The organism is Wolbachia endosymbiont (group B) of Xanthorhoe designata, from assembly GCF_964028585.1.
GTDB lineage: Bacteria > Pseudomonadota > Alphaproteobacteria > Rickettsiales > Anaplasmataceae > Wolbachia.
The window spans coordinates 447237-465184 of record NZ_OZ034794.1 but is presented as its reverse complement, the minus strand read 5'-3'; the positions used below and the strand labels follow the sequence as shown (position 1 = coordinate 465184).

General features: G+C 32.5%; 11 protein-coding genes and 6 pseudogenes. 6 read left to right on the top strand and 11 right to left on the bottom strand.

Annotation, left to right across the window (positions count from 1 at the left end; genetic code table 11):
• Positions 1 to 77: 77 nt before the first annotated feature.
• Together ubiB and ABWU64_RS02175 are read right to left on the bottom strand one after the other, a co-directional pair.
• Positions 78 to 1499 carry a 2-polyprenylphenol 6-hydroxylase gene (gene ubiB / locus ABWU64_RS02180; protein WP_353279771.1) on the bottom strand — a complete coding sequence of 474 codons (1422 nt, stop codon included), beginning with the start codon at positions 1497 to 1499 and terminating at the stop codon, positions 78 to 80.
• Positions 1496 to 2227, bottom strand: a complete 732-nt coding sequence (locus tag ABWU64_RS02175) for a metal ABC transporter ATP-binding protein (protein ID WP_015588427.1) — start codon at positions 2225 to 2227, stop codon at positions 1496 to 1498. Before ABWU64_RS02175 ends, ubiB begins: the two co-directional genes overlap by 4 nt.
• Here ABWU64_RS02175 and ABWU64_RS02170 point away from each other — a divergent pair.
• On the top strand, positions 2219 to 3094 hold the full coding sequence (locus ABWU64_RS02170; RefSeq protein WP_015588426.1) for a zinc ABC transporter substrate-binding protein: 876 nt from the start codon (positions 2219 to 2221) through the stop codon (positions 3092 to 3094). The genes ABWU64_RS02175 and ABWU64_RS02170 overlap by 9 nt on opposite strands.
• A gap of 76 nt (positions 3095 to 3170) precedes the next feature.
• A pseudogene (locus tag ABWU64_RS02165) lies at positions 3171 to 3828 on the top strand (IS6 family transposase).
• Positions 3829 to 4060: 232 nt separating this feature from the next.
• Here the strand turns inward: ABWU64_RS02165 and ABWU64_RS02160 are convergent.
• Both ABWU64_RS02160 and ABWU64_RS02155 read right to left on the bottom strand, forming a co-directional pair.
• Positions 4061 to 4990, bottom strand: coding sequence for an AEC family transporter (locus ABWU64_RS02160; protein ID WP_015588425.1), 930 nt, complete (start codon positions 4988 to 4990; stop codon positions 4061 to 4063).
• Positions 4991 to 5281: 291 nt separating this feature from the next.
• Positions 5282 to 5800 (bottom strand): GNAT family N-acetyltransferase, encoded by a 519-nt coding sequence (locus ABWU64_RS02155; protein WP_353279769.1) that lies wholly within the window; start codon positions 5798 to 5800, stop codon positions 5282 to 5284.
• A 16-nt stretch (positions 5801 to 5816) separates the two neighbouring features.
• Here ABWU64_RS02155 and ABWU64_RS02150 point away from each other — a divergent pair.
• Both ABWU64_RS02150 and ABWU64_RS02145 read left to right on the top strand, forming a co-directional pair.
• Positions 5817 to 6026: pseudogene (locus ABWU64_RS02150) on the top strand (MFS transporter); the annotation flags it as partial.
• A 118-nt stretch (positions 6027 to 6144) separates the two neighbouring features.
• Positions 6145 to 6802 (top strand): annotated as a pseudogene (locus ABWU64_RS02145) (IS6 family transposase).
• A 155-nt stretch (positions 6803 to 6957) separates the two neighbouring features.
• On the opposite strand, the gene argB reads toward ABWU64_RS02145, so the two are convergent.
• A complete protein-coding gene (argB, locus tag ABWU64_RS02140) occupies positions 6958 to 7896 on the bottom strand; it encodes an acetylglutamate kinase (RefSeq protein WP_353279768.1) in 939 nt (312 codons plus the stop codon).
• On the bottom strand, positions 7871 to 8467 hold the full coding sequence (gene yihA, locus ABWU64_RS02135; RefSeq protein ID WP_410541830.1) for a ribosome biogenesis GTP-binding protein YihA/YsxC: 597 nt from the start codon (positions 8465 to 8467) through the stop codon (positions 7871 to 7873). Before yihA ends, argB begins: the two co-directional genes overlap by 26 nt.
• A gap of 110 nt (positions 8468 to 8577) precedes the next feature.
• Between yihA and prfA the strand changes: the two genes are divergently transcribed.
• The gene (gene prfA / locus ABWU64_RS02130; protein ID WP_135352696.1) at positions 8578 to 9669 is read left to right on the top strand and encodes a peptide chain release factor 1; all 1092 of its coding nucleotides are present in this window, start codon (positions 8578 to 8580) and stop codon (positions 9667 to 9669) included.
• Positions 9670 to 9957: 288 nt separating this feature from the next.
• On the opposite strand, the pseudogene ABWU64_RS02125 reads toward prfA, so the two are convergent.
• A pseudogene (locus ABWU64_RS02125) lies at positions 9958 to 10231 on the bottom strand (DDE-type integrase/transposase/recombinase); the annotation flags it as partial.
• A gap of 130 nt (positions 10232 to 10361) precedes the next feature.
• Positions 10362 to 10657 (bottom strand): annotated as a pseudogene (locus ABWU64_RS02120) (ATP-binding protein); the annotation flags it as partial.
• A gap of 206 nt (positions 10658 to 10863) precedes the next feature.
• On the opposite strand from ABWU64_RS02120, the pseudogene ABWU64_RS02115 reads away from it, so the two are divergent.
• Positions 10864 to 11106 (top strand): annotated as a pseudogene (locus ABWU64_RS02115) (PD-(D/E)XK nuclease family transposase); the annotation flags it as partial.
• Here ABWU64_RS02115 and ABWU64_RS02110 read toward each other — a convergent pair.
• From ABWU64_RS02110 to ABWU64_RS02100, 3 genes are all read right to left on the bottom strand, one after another.
• Entirely contained in the window at positions 11021 to 11326 is a 306-nt protein-coding gene (locus ABWU64_RS02110; protein WP_051063883.1) for an ankyrin repeat domain-containing protein, read from the bottom strand. The pseudogene ABWU64_RS02115 and the gene ABWU64_RS02110 overlap by 86 nt on opposite strands.
• A gap of 396 nt (positions 11327 to 11722) precedes the next feature.
• A complete protein-coding gene (locus ABWU64_RS02105; protein ID WP_353279766.1) occupies positions 11723 to 13663 on the bottom strand; it encodes an ankyrin repeat domain-containing protein in 1941 nt (646 codons plus the stop codon).
• Positions 13648 to 17541 (bottom strand): ankyrin repeat domain-containing protein, encoded by a 3894-nt coding sequence (locus ABWU64_RS02100; protein WP_353279765.1) that lies wholly within the window; start codon positions 17539 to 17541, stop codon positions 13648 to 13650. Before ABWU64_RS02100 ends, ABWU64_RS02105 begins: the two co-directional genes overlap by 16 nt.
• Positions 17542 to 17948 lie beyond the last annotated feature (407 nt).

Genomic DNA, 17948 nt, shown 5'->3' with positions numbered 1-17948 from the left:
CTCAGCTTTAATGATCTTCTTTTCTATGGTTTATAGATGCGACAGAACCTGTAAACTTGCTTTTGTTATCTTTTAGTTCAAGTAATTAAAATTTTAACAATTAGAATTATAATTACAGACCACAATAAAAAATAGATTTTTCCATTTGATCTATTTTTCACTTGTATTTTTTTATCAGCTATTAGGTTTAATTTTTCTATAAGGGTAAATATTCCTTGGATTGCTTTTATGGGATAAGAACTTTTAATTTTTTCCCTATATCCTATTTTACTTTCATGTTGACTGCTTATCCATGTTTCAACTACTTTCCACATATTGATTTCTGGATAGACTTTCCTACATATCCCTTCTAATAAAATCATAGTTTTCTGCAGTAATAATAATTGTGTTTGAACTTTCATATCAAAATCACCAGTTATTTTTAATAGCTGAGTAAGTAAGCGAGCAAATGAAATCTTTCGTATAGGCTGTCCAACAATGGGCTCACCTATTGCTCTGCAAGCTGTAATAAAATTTCTATGCTGTGATGGAACATAACCGGCTCTAAAGTGCATTTTTGCAACGTGATCATAATCCCGATTTAAAAAGCCTTTGAGTATCTCTATAACGTAATAGCATGTCTCACGATCTATTCTACCCATGATTCCACAATCCAGGGCAATAATATTGTTGTTACTATCAATCATTAGATTTCCTGGATGCATATCAGCATGAAAAAAGCAATCCCTATACACCTGATTACAAAACGATTCTATAAGATTGATAGCTATTTGCTTGCGGTTATTCAGCTTTTCAACTTCGTATATTGGTATAGCTTCCATCCATTCTAATGTTAAAACCTTTTTTGAAGTTCTACTCCAATCTATTTCAGGTACGTAGAAACCTCTGTCATGTTTAGTATTTTCCTTCAGTTCCGAAGAGTGGGCAGCCTCAAAGCGTAGATCTAACTCTAATCGGCAAATTTCAGCAAAAGTTTTGACTAATTCAACTGGCTTCAGCCTTTTTGATTGTTCATTAAATTTTTCTGCAATTTCTGCAAGCCAAGAAAGCATTTTTATATCCCTTGAGAAGGTTTTCTCAATATTTGGCCTTAAAACCTTTACAGCAACTTCCTTACCCGCAGTTGTAACTGCTCTATGCACTTGAGAAATTGATGCTGCTGCAATTGGCTTTTCAGAAAAGCTTGAAAAAATATCGCTTAATTTACAATTAAACTCACTTTCTATAGTTTTAACTGCTATTTTATACGAAAATGATGGCAATCTATCACATATCAATAGCAAGTTATTTGTTATATCCTCATTTAAAATATCAGTGCGTGATGAAATGGATTGCCCAAATTTAATGAACACCGGACCTAATCTTTCAAGAGCACGCTTTAGTTTATGACCTTGTATTTTATTTATTGATTTTTTTGATGGTGGAAGTAAATAAGGTAACACATTGTAGCGTGTTAGCACTGTAGTTATTTGCAGAAGACGTAGAATATTTTGAATCATTTCGCTGCGTAACTGCCAAATATTTCATTTATCTCCATAATTTCATCAGGTTTACCTTGATAATAGATAGTATTATTTATGCAAATTATGTAATCTGAGGATGGTAGAGCAGAGTTAAGATCATGAGAAGTCATGAGAATTGACACTGATCGTTCTTTTGCGATTTTATTTATAATATCATAAAATTTAGCTCGTGCGTTAATATCCATTGCACTGACTGGCTCATCTAAAATGATCAAATCAGATTCTGAAATTAAACAGCGTGCAAGCAGCAGTAATTGTGTTTGTCCTGCAGAGATTTCTAATACTTGATTTTTTAGGATGTTACCGATACCAACCAATTCTATTGCTTCTGTAACAATGGGTTGATTTTTCTTCAATTTCTTCGAGGAGCTATTGAAAAGGAAAGACTCAACTGTTATTGGCATCAAATTACCAATACTAAAATTTTGTGGCATATAGCTAATTTTTATATTGTCAGCGAATACAATACTGCCAATAAAACCTTTATTTATACCAGCAACTGCTTTCACTAAAGAGGTTTTACCTCCGCCATTTGGACCAAGTATTGTAACTATATCTCCTCTTTGTACTGATATGTTGATATTATCAAGAACTTTTTTATTACCGTATGAAAGAGTAAGGTTTTCTATTTTTAGAATGCAGTTATTGACACTACTTAATTTTTTGTCAAAAATTGACTTCTTCTCAACACTTATATGAGACATTTACTGTTTTTTTTTCTATTACTTTCATTTACATTATACTACAATAGTGCCTTTTCATCCAATTTAAAAATTGTAGCTACAATCAAACCTATACACTCACTTGTAGCTTCTGTTACAGATGGAATTTCAAAGCCAGAACTACTAATGTACGAAGTAGTGTCTGAACATAACTACATGCTCAGGCCTTCAGACGCAAGTAAATTAGAATCTAGTAATATTATATTTTATACCGATGATTCTTTGGAAACATTCATTAAAACTTTCGCTAAAGAAAATAAGAAGTTAATACCGCTATCAAGCGCAATCGATCTACTTCCTGCTCGACCACATTCATTTTCTAGTCACATTCAAGATGAAAAAGATTTGCATATTTGGCTGAGTCCTGAAAATGCAAAAAGTATGATACTTTCTATCAGTGCAACATTATCTAATATAGATAAAGAAAATGCCTATCGATACAATACTAACGCAGAGGAGGCTATAAGAAAGATAGACCAAGAAGTAGAAAAAATTACGAAAGAATTGGATGAGTTAAAAAATCAAAAATACATAGTTACTCACGATGCTTATCAATATTTCGAAAAATATTTTGATTTAAGTTACCCAAGCGCCATTCTTTCTATAGAAGAGGATTCTTACATAGGTATGAAGAGTTTAATGAAATTAAAAAAGGTAATGAAAGAGGAAAACGTTAAATGTATTGTTTCTCATTCACGAGAGGATAGCATAAAGCCTAATGTCTTTTCTAGTGACGTAAAAATGGTGATTCTTGATCCTATTGGATCAGATGTAGAGCCTGGAAAGGATGCATATCTAGATATAATCAGCAGCATTGCACAAAATTTCAAGTCTTGTTTCACTGAGTAATGAGTTCTTTTGGTTCTGTCGCATTTGTAGGGAAGTAGAAAGAAGAATGATATAATTGTCTAAAAATAAAGCAAAGATGTTTCGTATCAATCAAAAATTATTGCCATATTTCAAAGGATTTAGCTTTTCAGCGATGTTATCTGTATACATGAAATGTCGATTCTCTTTGAGCTATCGAGATTTGGAAGAAATTATGAGTATAAGGGGAGCAAAAATTGACCATGCTACGTTACAAAGTGGTTTATCACCACTGATAGATTAGGCAGTAAGGAAAAGAAAGAAGCAGGTTGGTAGTAATTGGAGAGACCTACATTAAATTAAACGGTAAATGGGTTTATTTATATAGAGCACTATTGGTAATACTGTAGACTTCCTCTTGTGTGTTAGTAGAGACAAGTCTGCAGCACTTGCATTCTTTCGTAAAGCCTTCAGGAGTAACTATCTTCCTGAGAAAATTGTCATTGATAAAAGCGGCAGTATTACTGCCGCTCTTGATGATTTGAATGCAGAAATTTCTGAAGATTACAGTTCTTCAAATAAAATATCTAAATAATATTGTTGATAGGTTTATCAAGAAGCGAATAAAGCCTATGCTTAGTTTTAAAAATTTTCATTCCGCAAAGATTACTATTACAGGTATAGAAAATATTCGCATGATTCAGAAAAAACAAATTATCGGAGCTAATGACAATGTTTCTACTTTTGAGAATTTTGCTATGTTAATGGCTCTATAACTCCTATAATCTCAGCTTTAATGATCTTCTTTTCTATGGTTTATAGATGCGACAGAACCGGAGATCTTACTGCTATTGACATTATTGCGAAAATTCTATCAATTGATAACTTCCTATTCTGTGTGAAAAAATAAGAAAGGAGAGGAAAAAAGGATTAGTTTCTTTTATGATTATCCAAGAAGTCTAGTCTAAATTCAAGTTTTGTGAATAGGCCTAGCGCTTAAATTTTTGATCAAAAAGGGACAAGTTTAGTAAAAAATAATGATATTATAAGTGGAACATAAAATAGTCCCACTGCAGTACTAATTAAGAGCAATAAAGTAGCTTTATCTGGTTGGTAATTTAAAATATTAGCAAGTATTATACTGGATCCAGAAATCGGAATAATAGCTAGTAACATCAGTGCTTTATAGATGCTTTCATCGTATATACCTGTAACATGCTTGTCTAGCAAGACAATTCCCAAAACAAATAACGGCCAGAATATGTACTTTGCTACAATAGTGGTCAAGGCAAGCTTCCAATCTACTTTAAAATTTGTAATTTGTGCAATACTTACTCCAAGCAGCACCATTCCTAATGTGATAAATGTACTTCTGATATTTATCATAACATCTGTCAAAAAAGTGGGTATTTGTATATCATATATACTTAAAAAGAAACCTAGAATCATTGCATATAATGAGGGAAGTTTGAGTAACTTTAATACGCATTCTTTTGCAGTATAGATACCATTTGCAGCTATATAAAATCCCAAGCTATTTTCAAATAGTGCCATTCCTATGTAACAGACAACATACACAGACACTGAATCTTCATCAAATAAAGCCATGGCAATCGGTAGACCAAAATAACCCATACTTGTGCTGCCCGAGCTAAACGCTAATATGTTTCTCGTGTTGTCCTTAAATAAAAAAGAAGAAAGATAATACACTGATAAGGACATAGTACTACCTATAAACCATATCAAAATCGGCAGAGAAATTACTTTTAAATTAACTTCTGTATGAGATACTCCGTATAAAATCACTATTGGATTAGCTATATAAAAGAGTATTTGAGATATAGTATTTCTATCAATTTTAAGATATCTTCCTGCTAAGTAACCAATAAGTATTGTAATGTAAATAGGTAATATTTTGAGGAAAAGAGTAAAGAACATACTAGCCTATTGTGATATCTTTGCTGATAAAGTGATATTAGATTTTAAGGTATTGTAAAAGTAAGTAAAATTTATTTTCCAATTAATCAAGTTCATAGTTAGTTAAAAAAGATTCACTGAGTGCCAAAATTTGTTCTTATATAGGACTTAATAATGATATTTTTATGATTAAATTATGTTAAGTTTGTATAAAGCTCCTTGTATATTTTTATAAACCACTTGTAGTAATTTAGGTAGATTGTTGAAAAAACACTCATCTTGAATGGTTCTCAGGAATTCTTGCCTTAATCATTAAAATCGCACTATTACTTTCCATAATTTTTTAAAGCCAACTTTTTCGTAAACACGGATTGCACAAACATTTGCTATACCTGGGTCGACAAAGGCATTCTCATAAACTTTAAAGACAAATTTGTTTAAAAATATATTCAAAGCTTGTGAACCAACTCCTTTACCTACATAATTCAGCTCTCCGATATACCAGTCTATAGCAGCACAACTTTCTGGAAGTTCTAAAGTGTTATAGACCTGTTCAGGTGGGAAATCATGTTTGTTGTAATATTGAATATAACCAATATCAACTCTATCACAATTAATAATGAATGCGTGCATCGGTTTTTCAATAATTTGTGTCTTAGATTTCAAACGTTTGAATCCTTTAACATAGTTGCTATATTTTTTCTCAATTAACTCTGGTGTCCGATTTATATCCGCATCCCACCACTTCTTTATATGGGACGTTTCTACCCATTTTAATAATAGTAAAAAATGTTCTTCTTTCAACGCTTTAAATGTGATATTTTTATTCATTAATTAAAGATTTTAAGTGTTACTACCGTTTTTATTAATTCTATCTCTAATTGCTAAGTTCATTGAAATTGATATTTCTGTACCTAGTTTTCCTGATATAGTACGCTATTTTAACGTACCGGAAGGCACAATTCAATTAACTATTGCTTATAATTTTTTAGGCATTTGCATAGGAGGGTTGTTTTTTAGTCCATTATCCGAATGTTATGGCAGAAGGAGAATTATGAGGCTTTGTTGCATCACTCAAGAGAAAAGAACTGGCAGTTACTGACAAACTTCGGTTCTGTCGCATTTGTAGGGAAGTAGAAAGAAGAATGATATAATTGTCTAAAAATAAAGCAAAGATGTTTCGTATCAATCAAAAATTATTGCCATATTTCAAAGGATTTAGCTTTTCAGCGATGTTATCTGTATACATGAAATGTCGATTCTCTTTGAGCTATCGAGATTTGGAAGAAATTATGAGTATAAGGGGAGCAAAAATTGACCATGCTACGTTACAAAGTGGTTTATCACCACTGATAGATTAGGCAGTAAGGAAAAGAAAGAAGCAGGTTGGTAGTAATTGGAGAGACCTACATTAAATTAAACGGTAAATGGGTTTATTTATATAGAGCACTATTGGTAATACTGTAGACTTCCTCTTGTGTGTTAGTAGAGACAAGTCTGCAGCACTTGCATTCTTTCGTAAAGCCTTCAGGAGTAACTATCTTCCTGAGAAAATTGTCATTGATAAAAGCGGCAGTATTACTGCCGCTCTTGATGATTTGAATGCAGAAATTTCTGAAGATTACAGTTCTTCAAATAAAATATCTAAATAATATTGTTGATAGGTTTATCAAGAAGCGAATAAAGCCTATGCTTAGTTTTAAAAATTTTCATTCCGCAAAGATTACTATTACAGGTATAGAAAATATTCGCATGATTCAGAAAAAACAAATTATCGGAGCTAATGACAATGTTTCTACTTTTGAGAATTTTGCTATGTTAATGGCTCTATAACTCCTATAATCTCAGCTTTAATGATCTTCTTTTCTATGGTTTATAGATGCGACAGAACCGGAAAAAAACCCCCAAAAACTGGAAAAGAGAATAGGAATTTGACATAAGATATTCCCAAATTTTCAATGTTCATATGGTTATAAGCAGTACAGCTATTAATCATCCATTATTGATATACCTGAATTATTCTCAGTAAATAAATCAAGTATAATGTTAGGTACTCTACCATCAACTATGTGAACAACCCCTGCACATTCTTCCACCATTTTAGTATATGACATAAGCCTTTCAACAAATTTTTCTCCTTTAATTTTTCCACAATCAATCGATTCTTTTAAATTTTTAATCAAGACTCTTCTATTGCCAACTTTGTTTATTTCTTCATCTGTATCACTCAAGATTATCATTTTAGATGCGTAAACTGCAAGTGCAATTGCACTTGCAGTGCTATCAGTATCAATATGATATGTTTCTCCATTTTTTCCATAACCGATAGGTGCAATAACTGGTATAGAATCTGATTCTTCAATAAAGAATAATATATCAGGATTGATTTCAGTTGGTCTACCGATAAATCCCATATCTAGTATTTTTTCAATATTATTTAATCTATTTTCCCTAAGCGTAGTGCTTATCTTTTCAGCTTTTATGAGGTTGCCATCTTTTCCACATAGTCCAATAGCTGAACCACCAGCAGAATTTATATGCTGAACAATTTTTTTATTAATTGAACCACATAGTGCCATTTCAATGATTTTCATAGTGCTTTTGTCTGTAAGTCTGACACCATTTATAAACTTATCATTCATACCTAGCATTTTTAACACTGAGTTAATTTCATATTCTCCGTCATGAACTACCACCGGATTTATACCAAGCTGTTTCAACAGAACAACATTATGCGCAAAAGCACTAAGCAGCGTTTCATCTGAGATTATTACACTGCTGCATTTGATGATAAAAGTTTCGCCTACAAATTTAGGTATGTTAGACAGAATTTCAAATAATATTTCTGTTTTTTCCTTCAATGGCATCTTACCATTTAAAGATTCATCACTTTTCATTTTTTTATCTTGTAAATTTGAAAAACTCATCTCTTACCTTGGTGATTTTATGCTTAACACGAATGCTTATTTGATGAATTGACACATGTTCATTATTAACCCACTTTTGAGTATTTTCTAGAATAGCATCTAGACTTTCCTGACTCACTTTATCTATTTTTGTTAGCACAATATTAAAGTTAATATTATTACATATTAACCAATAAATAAAGTCTTTGTCTATTTCTTTTAATCCTACCTTGCTATCTATAAGCACAAACACTCTTTTTAGATTTCTCCTGTGAATTAGATAGTACTCAATTAGGTTTAAGTATTGTACTGCTTCTTCCTTGCTTGCAAAAGAATAGCCATAACCCGGTAGGTCGACAATCCTAAACTTATCATTGTACATAGAGTAAAAATTTATTTGTCTAGTGCATCCAGGTTTAGAAGAAACTCTTGCAGCTTTTTTGGTGTTTATCAGCAAGTTGATTAAACTCGATTTTCCTACGTTTGATCTACCAGCAAATGCAATCTCTGGAGCCGACTCATCTGGTAATGATTTTTTGTCTGAAGCTCCAAATATGAAGCTGCAGATTGATGTTATCTGTTTTGCCATTATACTTAGGTAGAAATATTCGAGACAATTATAGTGTTATTGCTTGATATAAGAAATTTTTTATTTCAGTATATATTACTTACTTAAACAGCTGAAAACTAGACCTGTACTATATGGATATAGAGAATAATTTACAAGACTTAAAAAAAAAGTTTTCTGATGTAGAGAGAAATCTGGAAAACCCTACCAATTTGAGTCAAAAAGAATTCGTTAGTTTTTCAAAGGAATACTCTGAACTCAGACCAATTATCGAGATAATCAATGAATATAATATATTAAAAGAGGAAATTTCAGATTTAGAAGAAATCATGAAAGATGAGAACAGCGATGGTGATATAAAAGAGTTAGCAAAAGAAGAACTTCTTGAGAAGCAAAAGATACTATTACCGAAAGTAAAAGCAAAACTAAAGTTGGCATTATTACCCAAAGATGAAGATGACTCAAGAAATGCAATATTAGAAATTAGGGCAGGCACGGGCGGAGAAGAAGCGGCATTATTTGCAGCGATTTTATTTCGTATGTATCAAAAATATGCAGAAAGAAGAAATTGGAAGTTTGAGCCAATAAGTATTTCCAATACAGGTATAGGTGGCTATAAGGAAGCTTCTGCACTCATTAATGGAACAGAAGTTTTTGCAAGACTGAAATTTGAGTCAGGGGTGCACAGAGTACAAAGAGTGCCAGAAACTGAATCTTCAGGAAGATTGCACACTTCCGCAGCTACTGTTGCAATATTACCTGAAGTAGAAGAGGTTGACTTTGAAATAGAAGAAAAAGATTTACGCATAGATGTTTATAGATCCAGTGGTCCTGGAGGGCAATCAGTGAATACAACTGACAGCGCAGTAAGGGTCACCCACTTGCCAACAGGGATAGTCGTAATACAGCAAGATGAAAAATCGCAGCACAAAAATAAGGCTAAAGCGCTCAAAGTGTTGAGAGCAAGGCTATACGAAATTGAAAGACAAAAAAAAGAAATGGAAAGGTCAACAATGAGGAAAAGCCAAATTGGTTCTGGAGATCGCTCTGAACGTATAAGAACTTATAACTTTCCACAATCAAGAATAACAGATCATAGAATTAATCTCACTTCACATCGATTAGAACAGATTATAAAAGAAGGTGAACTAGATGAATTGATTGAGGCATTGATTTCACGAAATGAAGCAGAAAGGTTGGCTGGAGGGGGTAATGTTACTTTTTGATGGAAATTTGAAACAAAGCATAGGTATCAGGTTAAAAAGAAGTAAAGTTAGTTGTTCATAATTTAGTTTTCCCTTTAGTATTACTAATGATAACAAAGATATGGAAACGTCAAGCGAATACCTATTCGGTTAATAGCATCATATAGAAAAAGGCAAGTTACATTTATTTGTTGCTGCTCATAGAACATCCAAATTCAACTATAGACCTGCTAAAAGGTGTAGGAAATCTGGTTCTGTCGCATCTATAAACCATAGAAAAGAAGATCATTAAAGCTGAGATTATAGGAGTTATAGAGCCATTAACATAGCAAAATTCTCAAAAGTAGAAACATTGTCATTAGCTCCGATAATTTGTTTTTTCTGAATCATGCGAATATTTTCTATACCTGTAATAGTAATCTTTGCGGAATGAAAATTTTTAAAACTAAGCATAGGCTTTATTCGCTTCTTGATAAACCTATCAACAATATTATTTAGATATTTTATTTGAAGAACTGTAATCTTCAGAAATTTCTGCATTCAAATCATCAAGAGCAGCAGTATTACTGCCGCTTTTATCAAGGTTCTGTCGCATTTGTAAGGAAGTAGAAAGAAGAATGATATAATTGTCTAAAAATAAAGCAAAGATGTTTCGTATCAATCAAAAATTATTGCCATATTTCAAAGGATTTAGCTTTTCAGCGATGTTATCTTACTGCTGCAATTGAAGGCAAAGCTTCTCCTCTAAACCCAAGGTGCTTGATTTCTATTAACTCACCATCGCTTAATTTTGAAGTAGCGTGGCGCATAAACGCAAGTTCCAAATCTTCCTTTTCTATTCCATTTCCATCTTCTGTTACAGTTATAAGATTACGCCCACCACTTTCTATTTTGATCTCTATCTCTAGCATCTATTGCATTTTCTACTAATTCCTTTTGCTGGCCTCTCTATTACCTCTCCCGCTGCTATACGGTTTATTGTTTTTGTATCTAAAAGAATTATTGCCATATTTCCAACTCTCAGTCTGATCAGGATATAGCTTGAATATCAATGCAAATCAAGTTCTCTATTAGGTGTCTTAACTAATTTAAAAACAGAAATAGTTGTAAAAACCCAGTCCGAAATGTTATCTCATATGGATCTATGTTTGAATTTTAGTTGAATATTTTTACACAATTGTGTATAATTATTAATGCTTTTTATCTTACTTTCTCATGGCTCTTTCAAAGTTTCTCGATCCAAAATTTGACCTGTCCTTTAAACGAGTGTTTGGCACTGAGAAAAATAAGAATATCCTTATCCACCTCCTCAACGATATCTTAGGCTTTACTGGGGTTAACACTATAGAAGATGTTGAGTTCCTCAGCACTATCATGAATCCTGAGATTGCTTCTGATAAAAAAAGCATCGTTGATGTTCTTTGCAAGGATTCATATGGAAATAGGTATATTGCAGAGGGGCATAGCCTCTATTGGTCTTAATATCAAAGCTAGCTCCTTTTTCTAAGAGCTTTTCTGCTACATTTAAATGACCATACTTTGCAGCTAAGTGTAGAGCAGTATAGCCATCATTGTCTTTAGCATCAATATCCGCTCCCTTCTCAAGAAACTTTTCAACCTTGCTAAGATCACCTTCCCTTGCAGAACTAATTAATAAATTATTATTGTTTAGAGTCATATGTATACCTCAATAAGAATCAAACTTTGAGAATACTCAATATAGCATACTACTTACACCAAATATAATAGTCACAATATTTTCCATACATAAAGAATCAATTATTTTATAAGGTGATTAAGGTAATACTTTGTTTGTAAAATTTATCAACCTATAATTTCAATTTTTTTGGAGTAACTCTATACTTTTGTTACTACTAACGACTTCAATAATATAACCATTCCAGCAACCAAAACCAGCAAGCGTGAGAACTGTTTTTCTTGGAATCTTATGGTCTACCGCCATTCTGTTAAATGAAGATACAGATACCTTATTACTTATGCTTCTTCATTTTATTGTATGCACCAATACCTATTGTCAACTAACTTCTGTGAATCACTATTTTCCAATTGATTATTAACTTTTTTTCTCTAACTTATTACAAATGTCACCTTGCATTCTATGATTAAGATCTTCAAATTGCATTGATATGTCTGGTATGTTACCTTGAAGCAGTTGTATATTAGGCGTATTTTCCTGAGATGTTGCACTTGTATTCTCTAATCTCCTTTTCTTAGACTTATCTAAATGTATAGTTGTCTTATGTCGTTTCTTATGTGATTGCACTTTTAAGTCTGAAGAACAAGGGCCTGAGGACATAATTGATTGCGCTTTTTGGCTATGAATAGCAATACAATAAAGCAAAAGATCTTTATATTCTAGATTCATAGTAGCCCCTCGCTCTAAAAGGTATTCAATAATATCTAAGCGACTAGCGATAAAAGCGTAGTGTAGAGGACTAATACCATTTCTATCCTGTAGATTTACATTAGCTCCTTTTTCTACAAAGTATTTAACAATATTTAGGTGACCAGCAATAACAGCATAGTGCAGAAAACCCCTACCACGACTATCTTGTAGATTTATGCAATCTTCTCGCTCTAAAAGGCTAGGAACAATATTTAAGAGACCACTGAATTTTCGATTCACATTAGCCCATTTATCTGTAAGGTATTCAATAATATCTGAGCTAGCAGTGACACCAGTATAGTGTAAAAGGTTTATACTATTTCTACCATGAAGATTTACAATATCTTCATACCTGAGAATGTTCAGAATAGCATTAAAAGTATTACCAACAGCAAAATCAACTACTTCGGGTTGTGGAAAAAATAATTTTTTCTCTATTTCCTTTTCTAAATATTTTTTTCTTTCACTTTCAATAGACATTTCTTGTGTAGTGCTAAGATGATTTAACCCTATTCTTTTCTCCTGTAACTCTTGCCAGTTTTGAAGCTCTTGTGATGCCTCTTTTTTTCCAAGATAGTTATACCCAACAGATAATTGTATAAGATTTTTATAAAAACCTATATGATTGCTTTCATACAACTCACCTGAGCTAATCAAGTCGTTGAACTCCGTTAACACTTCATCTAATAGATTTTTTTTGTCTTTTATACTTCTCATCTTTTCAATAAAAGGACTTCTAAGTAGAAATTGACTTTGTTTTTGGTATTTTAGAATATCGAGCAAACTCTCTTGTAAAATCGACGAATTCAATTTATGTAAGTTAATATGTGATGATGTCGTTGTAAGATAGAAGTATTTTTCATCTTGAATGCTATAAAATTCCGCTAAGGTCCGGGTGTATTTAAGATATGAAAAATACAATAGGTCATGATTTTTAAAAAAATCTTGATAGAAAGCATCTTTTTCTGTAGAATTAAATTCTACCTTAAAGTGTTCAACGTAGTACAATACCGTAAATGCACATAGATATTCTCCCTTCATTACAAATATTCTAGCCAAATCAATTGATAGAGTCGCCAATCTACTTGATAAGCTATCACTTATAGAAAGTAGAGAAGCACAACTTCGTAAATAATCTAATGCACAATCATACTTCTCTTCTATGGTGTAAGTAATAACTATAAAATGATCTAGGAGCATTTGCTCAAAATAACTCCTGTAGCTGCTTTCTCTGAGTTTAAAAAGCTCTTTTAACCCTGAGCAATCTTCTAATGCAACTAACGCAAGGGCACGTAAATATCTAATTTTTAAAGAATTTTCCGTTGAAGATGCAATAACCGGCAGTATTCTTGTTGAAAGCCCGACAACTTCCTTATACTCGCCCTCTAAATGTAAACGCGTGATAGATCTAATCATAAAAGGCTCTTCTTCTCTAAAAGTGTTATAGTTTCCAAGGTGATCAACTAAGGCGATAAGATGCAAAGTATCAGTTTCTTCCAACAAATTGCTAAATTCATCTTCAAATATTTCTACAGCAGTTAGCAGTATATCCTCCTTTTGATCTTCAGCGATTTGCGAACGTATGGCTTCTTTTATCGATTTATGCATAACATACATTTTTTTTCGCCTATCATTTCTATATCAAGCAGAGAATAATTTTCCATCAATTTGAAAGTAGATTCTAGTTCAACCAAAACTGAAAACATATCTGGGTTAATGTAGCTGTTACCCAAATGAGCCATAACTCTCAAACACCTAAAAGGTACTCCTTCATTTTTCTCTTCCATTACTTTCATGGAAATGCTCGTCGTTATTGATACAACCCTATCATATTTGCTCTGCTTGTTGTTTTTTGGAATTATCCGATCAAAATCTTCATATTTTTTTAAATATTCATAAATTCCAAATACTTCTTCTAAATTACTTAACTTACTATTTCTAATATAAGCTGCTGCCAGCCTTATGGCTAATGGAAAATCTTCGAGCTTTTTTACAAATACTTTTATTTGTTCGTCTTGTAATTTATCTACTATTCCTAAAATTCTTTTAGTAAGTTGTACAGCTTGGTCTTCTTCAAAAGTGCCCAAAGCCACTTCTACTACGCCTTTACAAGGCTGATCAAGAGAAGTGAATAAAAAATCAAAACCTACTCGATCCTCTACCTTTATAATCTCTTCCACGTCTTCTCTTCTAGCATTATGACAAATAATGAGACATCTCTTACTTCCTATTAGTGATTTGGTTTCTTCTATACACATACCTAACTTCCTTTGAGTTAAAGAAGAAAAACGCCTCTCTATAGACAACATGTTGCTGTCTTCTGTCTCATAGATATGGCTATAACTTTCTTTACTTTTTTCAGCACACTTTCTAGCCAGTTGAGTTTTACCCATGCCATGTTTGCCAGTTATTACTACCACTGTCCCTTCTATCTTTTGCAATTCTTGACATATCTTTTTTACTTGCTCCTGCCTTCCTGTAAAGTTATCTACTGTGGCACATACATCTTTAAGCTTCTGTTTCTTAAATTTAGACTTAAATTTTTTGATAGAAAAGAAAGATTGATTAACTCCCTTTATACTAAGTGGAAATTCCTCAGTCTCTTTTGTGTCAGTATGCTCTAATTCAAAGGATTTCTTATACTCTTGAAAAATTTCTTCAGCACGGCTTTTAAATATTTTTTCTAGCTCGGAATAATAATCTAAATCTTGTAACTTTATTAGATTGCTTTCCACTAAAGACACATACTCAAAACTTTTTTCAGCTTTTTTTAGCCTCATTATGCTTCTTGCCGTATCTCGCTCCCTACTGAGCTTACTTTCTGCTGTGATTAAGGATTTTTGACGACAGAGTAGGCTTGTTTTTCTTCTTTTATAAAAAAGCATGCTTTCCTTAAATAAAGACTTTGCTTCTTTCTCAATATGTGATCTAACCCGTCCTAAAAGATTATTCCATTTTTCTCTACTTGGTATTTGAATCTCTTCATTAACAATAGAGAACACCTCTCCCACAGTGTTTGCAAAGTTTTGCTGATCTAAAGTATATACGTAATCCTCAAATTCTGCACTTGTAGTTTTTGCTTCATCATACACTTTTCTTAACTTCTCGTATATAAAAAGACGACGATAACCATACTGACTAGATTTATCTCTTTTTTCATAATAGGTAAGAGAGGCTTCTTTTTCTGTTACAATTCCAATATTTTCACATAGATCTATGATGTTATAATTTCTCTTTCCATACTGCACCACTTTACCATGTATTTTCTGTGAATATTTATCTAGAACAAGAGCCTCAACCATGCTTGCACCATCTGCACTCCTATCATATTCTTTTTGAATGTAATATTGAATTATCTTATCCATAATATCCTCTACCACATTTGAAACTTGATCAAAACCAATTTTCTCAAGTTGTGCTTCAAAGCTTTGAAAAATATCACACCCAGCATCTACTAACACTTTCCTAAAAATCAGCTTACAACTGTCAAATGTTTCTATTAAATCTGATAGACAAGAAAAACTTCTGCTCCTATATGCTCTCTCGCCACTTATTGTCCTGACACCTACACATACTGGAAATCCAAAGATGCTTCGTACAAAATCTTTGTTAGCTATTTCTTGTGGAAGCACTTCTTTTTCCCTTCTTATCATCTCTCTAAATGTAGAATATATAATAAGCTTCATTTCAAATGACTGTACAAAGCTCTGAACAAAATTTACTAAATTTGAATATTCTGTTTTGTAAAATTGACAATGATTCCTATTCTCGTAAGACAAGCGTATTTTATTATGACATTTTCTCTGTTCACCATGAGTTTCAAATGAATTTTCCTTACACAGTGTTATTGCAGTTTCTAATAGCTGGGACATTGCTTTTATCTCATATGTACCACCCCAAGCTTTAGGACTCCTCATACATTCTAAATATGCTTCAAATTGAAATTTCTGAACCTTTTTAGGGTTATTTATCTTCTCAAGTTCAATACAAATGTCATCTATTGCTTTACTATTGAAGTGGCTGGGCTGGAGTTTACTAGACTTGATTCCATACTGCTGCTCAACTTCAATTTCAGAGCCAAAATCAGAAAGAAATTTTGCTTTAAAGCTACCATTTGTTATATAATTTTCATTTTTACTCTCAAAAAAGTCTGTCATACTGATCTCATCTTTCAATTCCTCTTGAAATGAACGCATTTTTTTAACAACTCTTTCACGAAATACTTTCTCTACTAACCGCCTTAGCATGTCATTTTGATAAATATCTACATCACCTTGGATTAGCCTTTGGATTATTTGTACATCATGGCCGTCTCCAAATAATTTGTAAAATCTCTTGCAGAATTCATTATTGTCAAATTTTACAGGAGTTAAATAAGCCAAAGCAGCAGACCAAAATAGGCAACTACCATCTCCTGGAACATCAATTCTTTTATACGAAACAAGTGGTTGCAGTATCTTAGCAATGCCCTTCCTGTTATTACTTCTAGCGATGTCTATGGAAGTCTTACCCTCCATGTTTAAAACATTAGCGTTAGCTTTTTTTCTCAATAGAAACCTGATAATTTCTAACTCGTCATTACGAACAGCAATATGTAACAGTGTATCACCACGTTGATTAACCTGAAAATTAACATCCAACCTTGGATGTGCTCTAAAAAAAACTTTTAGCTTTTCAAGCTTTTCCATTTCTAAAAGACTACAGTCCTCTATAGTATCAATAAGTTCTTCATATATTTGCTCCAAGGACAGTTCTTTCAACATACTCTGAATTTGAGTTAGGTCAGAATGAGGTAATATTTGCTTCCTCAAGATTGGTTCAAAATGCGCACCTCCTTTATTTATTATATGTATAGTATCTTTGTCATTATAATCTGTACTCACAGGTTTGGATGCTAACCCATCAATAAGACACCCTGACATGGAAAGATCTTCAATAACATGCAGCTTAACATTATATTCATTATATTCATTACAAATCATTCTTCCCTCAATTTCAGGCCTACCCCATATAGGAATCTGCAACGTACTTCCATACTTTAAACCAGTTAATGATGAAAACACGTCCTTATTATCCCTCTGCATTTTTTCTATATCTTCAATACTGTATTCTATATAAATCAAATAAGTTTTCCATAATTCATCATTATCAATACCAGGCTCTGGAAGTACTACTTTAGAATCTCCACGGTTTCTAGCATCTGCTATAATCTTTTTTTTCATTTCTTGACTACTTAAAGCTTGCTTCCTACAAACTTCCCTCAAAGACTTCACAGTAAAGTTCATTTCAGGTTTTAATTGCTTAAGTCCTTGTGCAACTGCGTGAAAGAAACAATCCCCTCCTCCAATTGCTTTCCCTATTGTAAAACCTTCCGGCAGCTGTAATATTTGCTGATTACTAGATAGCGGTGCGTCTTCTTTTTGCATTCTTATTAACCTAGATTGATTATCTGCTACTTGTTCTCCTGTATTTTCTTTACCTAACATAAAGCCCCCTATAATTTTAATGTTCATATTTGAATTGTTTTGTCGTAAACCTCTTTTCTCAAGATTGGTTTCAACATTTGATTCTTATGCAGCTGTACCAAATCAATTTGCTGTAGAAACCTTACGGTAATCCTAAGTAACTTTGATTGCTGAGTAACAGTGTGCTTTTCTTTTGATTTCTGACTAAACTAGATATATTCTTAAAAAAGTCAAGATTGCTTTCTGAATGATGTACATAATACAATACATCTGACTCAATACCTCGTGTATTTATTATGTTAAACTCCACTGTAGCTAAAGAAATCTAGCAGAGCAAGAACTTTTTTCATGTTTTAGCATTTTAGTTTAGTTTGTATTTTTTAAACTAAAGCCAGTGCTTGCAAAAATACTTCTATTTTTTACTTTAA